This is a genomic window from Plantactinospora sp. BC1 (genome assembly GCF_003030345.1).
In the GTDB taxonomy this organism is placed as follows: Bacteria; Actinomycetota; Actinomycetes; order Mycobacteriales; family Micromonosporaceae; genus Plantactinospora.
The window spans coordinates 4,212,096-4,223,369 of the sequence record NZ_CP028158.1; the positions used below are offsets into that span (position 1 = coordinate 4,212,096).

9 protein-coding genes and 1 tRNA gene are annotated in these 11,274 nt (G+C 72.8%); 5 read left to right on the forward strand and 5 right to left on the reverse strand.

The annotated features are described in order from the left end of the window. Positions 1 to 43: 43 nt before the first annotated feature. A tRNA-Lys gene (locus C6361_RS18345) sits at positions 44 to 119 on the forward strand. A 91-nt stretch (positions 120 to 210) separates the two neighbouring features. Here the strand turns inward: C6361_RS18345 and C6361_RS18350 are convergent. The 5 genes from C6361_RS18350 to C6361_RS18370 form a co-directional block, all read right to left on the reverse strand. After that, entirely contained in the window at positions 211 to 2,313 is a 2,103-nt protein-coding gene (locus C6361_RS18350) for a xanthine dehydrogenase family protein molybdopterin-binding subunit (RefSeq protein WP_107268455.1), read from the reverse strand. A 22-nt stretch (positions 2,314 to 2,335) separates the two neighbouring features. Then, positions 2,336 to 3,346 (reverse strand): xanthine dehydrogenase family protein subunit M, encoded by a 1,011-nt coding sequence (locus C6361_RS18355; RefSeq protein WP_107268456.1) that lies wholly within the window; start codon positions 3,344 to 3,346, stop codon positions 2,336 to 2,338. Then, positions 3,343 to 3,897: a 2Fe-2S iron-sulfur cluster-binding protein gene (locus C6361_RS18360; protein ID WP_107261953.1), complete on the reverse strand. Its 555-nt coding sequence runs from the start codon at positions 3,895 to 3,897 to the stop codon at positions 3,343 to 3,345. Before C6361_RS18360 ends, C6361_RS18355 begins: the two co-directional genes overlap by 4 nt. A 65-nt stretch (positions 3,898 to 3,962) precedes the next feature. Further along, on the reverse strand, positions 3,963 to 5,324 hold the full coding sequence (locus tag C6361_RS18365; protein WP_159079375.1) for a PQQ-binding-like beta-propeller repeat protein: 1,362 nt from the start codon (positions 5,322 to 5,324) through the stop codon (positions 3,963 to 3,965). A 129-nt stretch (positions 5,325 to 5,453) separates the two neighbouring features. Further along, positions 5,454 to 6,173 carry a PP2C family serine/threonine-protein phosphatase gene (locus C6361_RS18370; protein ID WP_107261957.1) on the reverse strand — a complete coding sequence of 240 codons (720 nt, stop codon included), beginning with the start codon at positions 6,171 to 6,173 and terminating at the stop codon, positions 5,454 to 5,456. 63 nt (positions 6,174 to 6,236) lie between these two features. Between C6361_RS18370 and C6361_RS18375 the strand changes: the two genes are divergently transcribed. The 4 genes from C6361_RS18375 to C6361_RS18390 all read left to right on the forward strand — a co-directional run bounded on the left by C6361_RS18375 (position 6,237) and on the right by C6361_RS18390 (position 11,270). Next, on the forward strand, positions 6,237 to 7,220 hold the full coding sequence (locus C6361_RS18375) for an AAA family ATPase (protein ID WP_107261959.1): 984 nt from the start codon (positions 6,237 to 6,239) through the stop codon (positions 7,218 to 7,220). A 339-nt stretch (positions 7,221 to 7,559) separates the two neighbouring features. Next, a complete protein-coding gene (locus C6361_RS18380) occupies positions 7,560 to 9,392 on the forward strand; it encodes an SCO2524 family protein (RefSeq protein ID WP_107261961.1) in 1,833 nt (610 codons plus the stop codon). A gap of 1 nt (position 9,393) precedes the next feature. Then, positions 9,394 to 10,311, forward strand: coding sequence for an SCO2523 family variant P-loop protein (locus tag C6361_RS18385; RefSeq protein WP_107261963.1), 918 nt, complete (start codon positions 9,394 to 9,396; stop codon positions 10,309 to 10,311). Beyond that, positions 10,311 to 11,270 (forward strand): SCO2522 family protein, encoded by a 960-nt coding sequence (locus C6361_RS18390; protein ID WP_107268458.1) that lies wholly within the window; start codon positions 10,311 to 10,313, stop codon positions 11,268 to 11,270. The genes C6361_RS18385 and C6361_RS18390 overlap by 1 nt, the downstream gene beginning before the upstream one ends. Positions 11,271 to 11,274 lie beyond the last annotated feature (4 nt).

Below are 11,274 nucleotides of genomic sequence, written 5' to 3' on the forward strand. Positions count from 1 at the left end.
CCGGGGCGGACCGGCCGACGTCCGGTACTCTGTACGGGCTAGCGGGCTGTTAGCTCAATCGGCAGAGCAGCGGACTTTTAATCCGCGGGTTCTGGGTTCGAATCCCAGGCGGCCCACCACAGACGACCCGGACCGACCCCTCGGACGGCGGGCCGGTGGACGACCGGGGCCGGGCGGACAACCGGCGGCGATGCGCCGTCGCGGCCTCCGTCAGCCGAGGGGCAGCCGGTCGACCAGCTTGTCGAGCTGGATCGGCAGGGTACGCAGCCGCAGCCCGGTCGCGTGGTGCACCGCGTTGGCGACGGCCGCCGCCGAGCCGACGATGCCGATCTCGCCCAGCCCCTTGACGCCGAGCGGGTTCGCGTGGTCCTCGTCCGGCACCCAGTACGCCTCGATCCGCTGCACGTCGGCGCAGGCCGCCACGTGGTAGGTGGCGAGGTCCCGGTTCACCCAGTCACCGAACCGCTGGTCGAGCACCCCCTCCTCGTGCAGCGCCATCGAGAGCCCCATCGTCATCCCGCCGATCAGCTGGGACCGGGCGGTGGTCGGGTTCACCACCTGCCCGACGGCGAAGACCCCGAGCATCCGGGGCACCCGGATCTCGCCGGAGTCGACGTTCACCCGGGCCTCGACGAAGTGCGCGCCGAAGGAGTACCGGGGGGCCGAGGGGAGCGCGGCGGCCTCCTCGGAGGTGTCGAGCCGTACCGCGAGACCCTCCGGCGGGACGCTGCCGGCGTACCGCTCGTCGAGCTGCCGGCGCAGACTCCGGCAGGCCCGGTCCACCGACAGGCCCCAGCCGGCGGTACCGGTCGAGCCGCCGGCGACGTACGCCGGGGGAAGGTCACTGTCGCCGATGCTGATCGTGACCCGCTCGCCGGGTACCCCGAGGGCGTCCACGGCGATCTGCCAGAGCGCGGTCCGGGCGCCGGTCCCGATGTCGGTGGCGTTGATCCGCACCCGGTACGTCCCGTCCGGGTCGGCCGCCGCCTCGGCGGACGCGCCCGGGGTCCGGGCCGGGTAGATCGCGCTGGCCATGCCCGTGCCGACCAGCCACCGGCCCTGCCGGCGTACGCCCGAGGCGGGGTCGCGGTCCGCCCAGCCGAACCGCCGGGCCCCGTCCCGTAGGCAGGCGGCCAGGTTGCGGCTGCTGAACGGTACGCCCTCCTCGGGATCGATCTCGGTGTCGTTGCGCAGCCGCAACTCGACCGGGTCGACCCCGCAGGCGATCGCCAGCTCGTCCATCGCGCACTCCAGGGCGAAGGATCCGGGGCATTCCCCGGGGGCGCGCATCCAGGACGGCGTCGGTACGTCGAGCCGGGCCAGCCGGTGCGTCGTCCGGCGGTGCGGTGCCGCGTAGAGCGCCCGGGTGAGCACGGCGGTCTGCTCGGCGAACTCGACGCTGGTGGAGGTCTGGCTGATCGCGTCGTGGCAGATCGCCGCCAGCCGGCCGTCGGCGTCGGCGCCGAGCCGGATCCGCTGGATCACCGGCGTGCGGTACCCGACCGGGCCGCAGATCTGCTGGCGGGTCAGTGCGAGCCGTACCGGCCGGCCGACCTGCCGGGCGGCCATCGCGGCCAGCACCGGCGTGCAGCGGGGACTTCCCTTGCTGCCGAAGCCGCCGCCGACGTGCTCGGCGGTGACCCGGATGGTCTCGACGGGCAGGTCGAAGAGGCGGCCGAGGGCGTGCTGGACGTCGGTGCTGCCCTGGCTGGAGTCGTGCACCAGCAGCCGGCCGTCCGCCCAGGACGCGGTCGCGGCGTGCGGCTCCATCGGGTTGTTGTGGTACGCCGGGGTCCGGTACGTCTGGTCGAGCCGCACCTCCGCCGCCTGGTAGCCGCTGTCGAAGTCGCCCACCGAGGTGTCGGTGGGGTAGGCCGGGTTGACCTGGTCCGGCTTGTAGAGGCTCGGGTGCCGTTCGGTCAGTACGCTGCTGTGCGGCTCGGTGTCGTAGTCGATCCGGACTCCCCGGGCACCCTCCCGGGCCGCCTCCAGCGACTCGGCCACCACCAGCGCCACGATCTCGCCCCGGTAGCGGACCCGGGGCTGCTGGAGCAGCAGCAGTTCGGCGCTCTGCGTGGGGTTCAGCCGGGGTGCCGTCTCGTGGCTCAGCACCGCCAGCACCCGCGGTTCGCGCATCGCCGCCGTGGTGTCGATCCGGACGATCCGCCCCTTCGCCACGGTGGCCTGCACCGCCCAGCCGTAGGTCAGGTCGTCCGCCGGATGCTCCGCCGCGTACCGGGCGGTGCCGGTGACCTTCTCCCGGCCCTCCAGCCGGGGGTGTGCCCGGCCGATGGCGGCGGCCGGCGCGCTCACCGGGTCACCTCGGCGGGTCCGCTCATCGGTCCCGCTCCGTCGGGCCGGTGCCGTCCTCGACAAGTTCCACCAGGGTCCGCACGGTCAGGTTGCGGATCAGTGGGATCTTGAAGGCGTTGTGCGCCAGCGGCCGGGCGGCGGCGAGTTCCTCCTCGGCGGCGAGCCGGAAGGTCTCCTCGGTCGCCGGCTGCCCGCGCAGCGCCGCCTCGGCCAGCCGGGGCCGCCACGGCCGGTGCGCGACCGCACCCCAGCCCAGCCGGACGTCCCGGACCAGACCGCCGTCGAGGTCGATCGCCGCGGCCACGGAGCCGGCGGCGAAGGCGAACGAGGCCCGGTCCCGTGCCTTCCGGTACGCCGAGCGGCGCGCGAACGGCAGCCCGGGGACCCGTACCGCCGTGACCAGCCCGCCCGGGGCCATCGTGGTCTCCTGGTCCGGCCGCTCGCCGGGCAGCCGGTGGAACTCGGCCAGCGGGATGTCCCGGGCGCCGGTCGGCTCCAGCACCTCCACCACGGCGTCGAGGGCGACCAGCGCGACCGCCATGTCCGAGGGGTGGGTGGCGACGCACTGCGGGGACCAGCCGAGGATGGCGAGTTCCCGGTTCTGTCCCTCCAGCGCCGAGCAGCCGGCACCGGGCTCGCGCTTGTTGCACGGCCGGCTGACGTCCTGGAAGTAGAAGCAGCGGGTACGTTGCAGCAGGTTGCCGCCGACGGTGGCCATGTTGCGCAGTTGCCCGCTCGCCCCGGCCAGCAGGGCCCGGGCCAGCACCGGGAAGTCCCGCCGGACCGTCGGGTGCGCGGCCAGGTCGCTGTTGCGGACCGTGGCGCCGATCCGGAGCCCGCCGTCGGGCAGCGACTCGACCGAGTCCAGCGGCAGCCGGGTGACGTCGACCAGCAGCCCGGGCTGGGTCACCCCGAGCTTCATCAGGTCGACCAGGTTCGTGCCGCCGCCGAGGTACGTCGCGTCGGGCTCGCCGGCCACCAGGGCCACCGCCCGGCCGGGGTCGGTGCTCCGCTCGTACCGGAAGCTCCTCATCGGACGTCTCCGGCCGCCGCGGCCTCCCGGATCGCCGAGACGATGTGCGGGTACGCGGCGCAGCGGCAGATGTTGCCGCTCATCCGTTCCCGGATCTCCGGCTCGGTGGGCCCGGTCGGCCCGGCGGTCAGGTCGGCGGTGACCTCGCTCGGCCAGCCCCGGCGTACCTCGTCGAGCATGCCGAGGGCGGAGCAGAGCTGGCCGGAGGTGCAGTAGCCGCACTGGAAGGCGTCGTGCGCGACGAAGCAGCTCTGCAACGGGTGCAGTTGCCCGTCCTGTGCCATACCCTCCACGCTGAGCAGGTCGGCACCGTCCGCCGCGACGGCGAGGACCAGGCAGCTCTTCACCCGCCGGCCGTCGAGCAGCACCGTGCAGGAGCCGCACTGGCCGTGGTCGCAGCCCTTCTTCGCGCCGGTCAGTCCCAGGTGCTCGCGGAGCGTGTCGAGCAGGCTGGTCCGGTTGTCGAGGTCGAGTTCGTACGGTCTGCCGTTGACGGTGAGCCGCACCGGCGACCGGTGCGGCAGATCAATGTCCGGACTGGTTTGCACCATATGTCGAGATTACCGAGTGCGGCCCCCGGTGCGGGACCAATCCGGGCCTTTCCGGTACCCGCCCCTCATCGCCGCGCGGCCGACCCCGGCGCGTACCGCCAGACCCGGATGACGCCGTCCCCGGTCCGGCAGGCGAGCAGCCGGGCGGTCCACCGGCAGGAGGAGAGGGCGTACGGCAGCGGGCCCAGCGGGCGGATCGCCGTACCCTCCGGATCCAGCAGGCCCACCCAGGTCCGGCTTCCGTCGCCGGCATGCCTGAGCAGCAACATGGGCTCGGACTCGGTCAGGGTCGGAACCCTGGTCCAGCCGGTGAGGTCCACCACGGTACGCCCGGAGCGCGGGTCCACCGCCCGGCGGACGGCGCCGTTCCCGCCGACCTCCACCAAGTGCCCGCCGTGCCCCCGCAGCGACACCTGCCCGGCGTCGTGCCACGCCGTACCGCCGGTGACCGGGTCGATCACCTCGACGCCGGCCCGCCCCTCCAGACAGAGCATCGACCCGCAGGCCCCGACCTGTCCCCGGTCCGTCGACAGTGCCCGGATCCACCGGCGCTGCCACCGGTCCGCCGAGTAGACGGCGAGGTGCGAGTCCGACCGCACCAGCACCGAGTCCCCGGCCGGCTCCGCGTAGAGCGGCGGACCGCCCACCGGGTCGAGCGGTTGCCGGACCGCCCCGGTCCGGGGGTCGCGCAGGTCGAGCCGGCCGTCCGGGCGCCCGGTCAGCAGCGCGGCGGGCCGTCCGGCGACGGCCGGCACGGCGGCGACGCCGGTGAGCAGCGGCGAGGTCCAGAGTTCCCGGCCGGTGTCGAGGTCGAGCACCCGAACGGTCTGCCCGATCGGCGCCGCCGTGTACATCCCGGCACCCCACTGCGGGTGGTGGATCGGGGTGCCGACCGGCGGTGGGTCGTCCGGATCGACCCGCGAGCCCGGTGGGAACACCTCCTCGACGACCAGCCCGATCCCCGCCCTGTGCAGCGTCGCGAACTGGCTCGACGTCGACCAGCGCGTCCGGCCGGTGCCGGGATCCAACGCCGTGCTGCGGTACGGGCCGTTCTGGACGCCCCCCTCCACCAGCAGCAGCAGGCCGTCCTCCTCGACCAGTGCCGCCTGCTGGTGCTCGGTCCGGTACGTCTCGTTCCAGACCTGTCGCCGCCGCCCCACCTCGTACGCGCTGACCCGGTGTCCGCCGGTGAGCGGCTCGGCGACGAAGAGCCGGTCACCGGCGAGCAGGAAGTATCCGGTGTTGCCCACCTGGTACACCTCGGCGAGCTGCGGTACGCCCGGCGGCGCCGCACCGCCGGTACCGGCCACCAGCGCCGCGACCAGCACCAGCGCGGGCGTCCGGAGCCGACGTCGGCGCGAGCGGCGGGACGGGGCAGGGTCGGGCGGCGGGGCGTAGCGCTCCTCGCCGAGTTCGATCAACGCCACGGCCTCACCCTTCGCCACCGGGGCCGGTCGGGTACCGAGGCAATTATCCGGCCTCGCCGCCACCCGGCAGGGGCGACCGGGGGCCCCGGGTCTGCGCCGGCGGCCGGCCAGCGACGCGACCGGAGGGGGCTATTCGGCGGTGACGTCGGCCACGACGAGCGTCACGTTGTCCGGGGCACCTGCCTGGTGGGCGAGTTTCACCAACTGCCTCGCGCACTCCTCCCGGTCGGGGAAACCCGCCAGCGTCGCGGCGATGGCGTCGTCGTCGACCACGTCGGAGAGGCCGTCGCTGCACAGCAGCAGCCGGTCACCCGCCTGGGCGATCAGCGCGATCGTGGCCGGTTCCAGCGGGCCGCCCTGCACCACCCGGGTGACCAGGGACCGCTGCGGATGCCGCCGGGCCTCCTCCGGAGTCAGCCCACCCTGGTCGACCAGCGCCTGCACGAAGGTGTCGTCCCGGGTGAGCTGCGCCAGCCGGCCGCCGCGCAGCAGATAGCCCCGGGAGTCGCCGACGTGCGCCACCGCGAGCCGGCGGCCGGCGAGCAGCATCGCGGTGACGGTGGTACCCATCCCCTCGGTGGCCTGGTCCGCCTCGGTCACCGCCCGGATCCGGCCGTTGGCCGTAGCGATCGCCTCCCGCAGGGCGGTCACCGGTTCCCCGTCGGGCGCGGACCCCTCCACCGGGGCGAGGGTGCTGATCACGATCTCGCTGGCCACCTCGCCGGCCGGTGCGCCACCCATCCCGTCGGCGACGGCGACCAGGCGGCTGCCGGCGAACGCCACGTCCTCGTTGTTCGGCCGGACCAGGCCAGGGTCGCTGACGGCCAGGCTGCGCAGGACAAAGGTCATACCGTGCAGCTTGCCCCGAGATCCACGGCAAAGTCACTACGCAGTACTGCGTAGGGTTGACTCATGATGCCGGTCTCGATGGTCGGGCGTGCCGGCGAGTTGGCCGAGTTCGCCGCCGCCTGGGCCATGGTCACCGGTGGCCGCCCCCGGACCGGCTGCGTGGTGGTCACCGGCGCCGCCGGGGTGGGCAAGAGCCTGCTGATCAGCGCCGCCCTCGACGGCCTCTCGCCCCGACCGGTGACCATCCTCAGCGGTACGGCCCGGGTGCACACCCCGGCGCCGTACGACTGGCTCGCCGCCGCGCTCAGCGGTCGGGACACCGGCGACCTGCCGCTGCCGCCGGACGCGCTGGCCTGGCTGGCCCAGCACCCGAACGCGCCCCGCGAGCGGTACGCCCCGGACGCGCTGTTGCGCCTCGCGGTGCGCACCGTACGGGCCCTGGTCGGTGCCGGGCCGGCGGTACTGGTGGTGGAGGACCTGCACGCGCTCGACCCGGCCAGCCTCAACCTGGTCGGCGAGCTGGCCACCGCGCCGGACCTGCCGGCCCTGCTGCTCGTCGGCAGCCGGCCGGCGGAGGAGGCGGTGTCGCCCCGGCTGGTCGCGGCCACCCTGGCCCGGCTCTCCGGCGCGCCCGGTGCGATCCGGCAGCACCTCGGGCCGCTGGGCCGACCGGACGTGGCCGCGGTGCTCGGTCAGGTCTATCCCGGACCGCCGGTGCCCCCGACGGTCGTCGACGCGGTCTGGCGGCGTACCGGCGGCAACCCCTACCGGCTGGTGGAGCTGCTGGTCGCGGAGCGCGGCCGCCGGCCGGAGGAACTCGTCGCGCCGGCACCCACCGCCGAGCTGACCGGCCGGGAGATCGAGGTGCTCTCCTGTCTGGCCGCCGGCATGTCCAACAAGCAGGTGGCCCGGTCGCTCGGCATCTCGGTACGGACGGTCACCGTGCACGTCTCCAACCTGCTCCGCAAGACCGGCTCGGCGTCGCGTACCGAGGCGGCGCTCTGGGCGGTACGCCAGCAGCTCACCGACCCGGCCCGGCAGGGCTGATCCGGCCCGGGTGCCCCGCCCGGACACGACGTCGCTGGTGAGCGGCTCGGCGAGCTGTTCCGCCCGCCTTGACGCGTACGCCATCATTGATGGATAGGCCCGAGATGCGAAGGGGGTGGCCGCGGTGAAACGTGGCACCACTGTGGAAAGGCCGACCAGTCCGGCGTTGACCAGCATCTTCCTTTGATCGCACCCGGTCGTGGAGCCGGGGCTGCCGCAGCCGGTCGGTCACGTCTCTATCATCGAGGCGCGTGCGGGAGCCATCCTGGACTTCCCGACGCACAACATGAGTGCCGCTCGACCTAGCCGGTGTTTTTCGCGGATGGTGGTGCACGATAGATGAGGATCCAGCCCCGTCAGGAGCTCCTGGAGATCTGGGCGGCCACCGTCCGGACGAGCTGGCAGGACGGAAAGTGGCAGTGGGGCGGGCGGGACGGGCCCAATTCGATCAGTGACGCCGAGCAGTTGCTCTGCATCCTGCTGCCGGCGACCCAGGCGGACTTCGGACTGGACCGTCCGGACGAGACCGCCGAGGAAATGATCAGGGCGCTGCGCCCGCTCGGTACCGCCACCCAGATTCCCCGGATCCTGATCCAGGTGTTGACGGAGTATTACCAGCGTTACACCGACAAATCCGGGACGCCGGTCTTCTCCGGCCGGACATATTTCCAGACCGACGGTGGCGAGCCCTCCGAACAGCAACTCGATCTCGACATCGTCGACTCGTTCGCCATGTCGATCACACTCTCCCTGGCCGCCATCGGTTTCGCCCGGGTCTTCCGCACGGCGGTACGCCGGGAGGAGATCCTCCGGGAGATCGACGAACTGGAGAGCATGGCGAGCGCGCGGCTGACCGCCGCCATGGTGGGTCTGCTGCGCAGCTTCGCGGTGAACGTCTTCGACGTCGACTCCGACGAGGGCCAGGCGCTGGTCCGTACCCTCAACCAGAGCAACCTGCCGCAGCGGCAGATCGTCGCGCAGTTGCGCCGCCGGCTGCGGCAGACCATCGCCAGCTTCCGCGAGGTCATGATCGGTTCCGGCCAGGTGGCCGACCTGGACAGTCCGAACCGGCTCTTCGAGTGCGGCTGGTCCTGGGGCATCGTCCGGGACGCCCCGGACGTCGAGACGACCGAGCCGGTCGGCCAGCAGCCGGTCGGCGTGGCGCCGGAGGAGCCCTACCTCTACTTCACCGTCATCGCGATCGACGCGATCGAGGAGCTCTTCACCGAGCGGACCCGGATCCTCGGTCTGCTCAACGAGGAGCAGCAGCGGCTCTCCCGGGCGCTGCAACTGCGCTGGGACCTGACCCGGGGCTACTGGGCCACCGTCGCCACCTTCGGCGACGGGCACCGCTGGCCGCTGGAGGACATCCCCTGGCGGACCACCGACCGGGACGCGACCGACTACTACACCCTGCTGGTGACCTCGCTGGCGGTCAAGGGTCTGGTGGTCGAGCGCGGCGCCGACGCCGAGCTGGGCCGGGTCGGTGCGGTGTTGGAGGAGCTGGCCAACCGGGCGCGGATCACCCGCCGACCCTTCGACCAGGATCCGGCGCTCGCGCTGCACTCCCCGGGCGTACGGATGACGTTGCAGAACAGCGAGAAGCTGGGCGGCCCGACGCTGCGCTGGACGGTGACCGAGTTCTCCGCCCTGCTGTTGCAGCGCACCGTCTACATCGCCGGCCTGCTCAGCGACGCCGAGCAGCGGGCCAGGATGTTGGACCTGGCCGACCTGGTCTGGGACCATCTGGTGCTCCGCCGCCTCGAACGCGGCAGCGGCCGGAGCCTCTGGGACCAGCCGGCCCGGGTGTTCCGGCAGTTCGACGAGTTCCACGACTCCCCGTCGTGGTATTACACCGAGCGGGTGGTGCAGGGGCTGGTCACCACCGTCCGCGTGCTGCGCCGGCCACCGCTGCGCAGTGAGCGGCTCACCATGCACGCGCTGGACCTGCTCAACGAGGCCGAGCACCTCTACGACATGGAGCTGCTGGCCGGTGCGGCGGAGGCGGGTCCGAAGATGCAGCAGACGCTCCAGGTGGTCCGGGTGAACCTGCGGCGGGCCAGGGAGATCGTGCACGAGCGGCCCGGTACGGCGGCGGCGCTGACCAGTTCGGTGTTGCGCTGGCTGGACGAGTTGAACGCGGCCCGCCGCGACGTCGCGGAGGCTGGCTGAAATGTTGATCTTCGCAGCCTCCGACAAGGGCGGCACCGGGCGCTCGGTCACCAGCAGCAACATGCTCTACCGGAGCGCGTTGCAGGGCAGCGACGTCTGCTATCTCGACTTCGACTTCGGGTCGCCGACGGCCGGCGCGATCTTCAACATCGACTCCGCCGTGCACGGCACCACCCGGGGCGGGCTGCACGACTACCTCGACGGCGCCCTGGCCGAGCCGCAGCGGATCGAGGTCTGGACCGAGTCCGACCGGCCCAGCCTGCGCAACCGGCCGCCCGGCGCCGGCCGGCTGGTGCTGCTGCCCGGCGACAGCGGCGGCGGGGAGTTCCCGGCCACCCGGGAGCGGATCGAACGCTGCGCCCGGCTCTTCCTGCGGCTGGAGGAGGAGTTCGACCTCAGCCTCGTCGACCTCAGCGCCGGCCGGTCGTACGCCACCCAGATGGTGCTGGCGGCCACCGCCATGCCGGAGCTGAAGTCGGTACGGTCGCGCTGGCTGGTCTTCCACCGCTGGACCCGGCAACACGTCCTCGCCGCCTCCGGCCTGGTCTACGGCACCCGCGGCATCCTGGACGCCGGCACCCTGGTCGGGCACGACCACGACGAACTGGTGAACCGGCTCCGGTTCGTGCGGACCGCCGTGGTCGACCCGGACTCGCCGGAACTGGAGGGGCTGCGGCCGGCGCAGGTCGCCTGGCTGCGGGAGTGCAACCAGGACCTGCTGGAGCTGGCCAGCAACAACCGGGTGGGCCGGACGATGCTGATCGGCTCCGTACCGCTCGACCCGGTGCTGCAATGGCGCGAGCAGCTCATCTCCGACAACGACGTGTACGCGCGCAAGATCGCAAACCTGGAGACCGTGGAGGCCTTCTCGGCACTGGCAAAGCTCATCGTGGACGACGCGGCCTGGGAGATGCTGTGATGAGACCGGATGTGACCTTCGAGGAGACGGCGGCCAGACGCAGTGTCGAGTCCGTACCGCTCTCGCACCTCTCCGTCGAGCTGGGGCACCTCTACATCGAGGAGTTCGCCGGCGGCATCGACCAGCTCCGCCGGCACTTCGCCCGGGTCGCGCCCTGGGCGGCGGCGGCCCGGCAGGCCTGCGCCGACCGGCTGCCGGGTGGCCGGCCCCGGATCAGCACCTGCTTCCTGATCGACGACTACTTCACCCGGTTCAGCACCCCCCGGGTGGTGATGGAACAGGTCCGCGAGGCCGCGCAGGACACCGGGCTGGTGATCGACTACTTCGCCCGGGAGGCCGGCTGCGCCCAGGCCGACGACATCCCGCTCGCCGAGCTGGTGCTCACCCAGCTCGTCTCCGATCCGGTCCCGGAGACCACCGGTGACCGCCCGCCGACCACGGAGACCGGCTGGCTCTGCAACGGCAGGCGGTCGCCGACCTCCGGCCCGGGGCAGGCGATGAGCGCCGGCCGGACCTGGCAGCCGCCGGTGCAGAACGCGGCGAACCGGCACTCCATCTTCATGGACGTCGAGCTGTGGGACTACGAGGACGACGGCCAGCGGCGCTGGTCCTGCCCCTTCCTGGCGGCCGTCTGGCAGCTCATGCGGCTGGGTCTGCTCCGGCACGAGGGCGAGGGCGTCACCAATCCCTACCAGCTCGACGACTGGCCGGACGACTGGGACGAGATGCCGGCGGTGGTGAAGCTCAACCCGCACGCCGCGCCGTTCAGCGCGTACCGGACCTTCTCGGTGCTCGGCTCGCGCTTCCTCCCCATCGAGCACGCCGTCCGGACGATCCTGAGCCAGGTCTCGATCAGCCCGGCGGTGCTGGACCAGATCCAGACCCGCAGCCGCAACGAGCACATCGACCTGCCCAAGGACCTGGTCGAGCGGGCGGACTACGTCTTCGTCGGCGACTGACCGC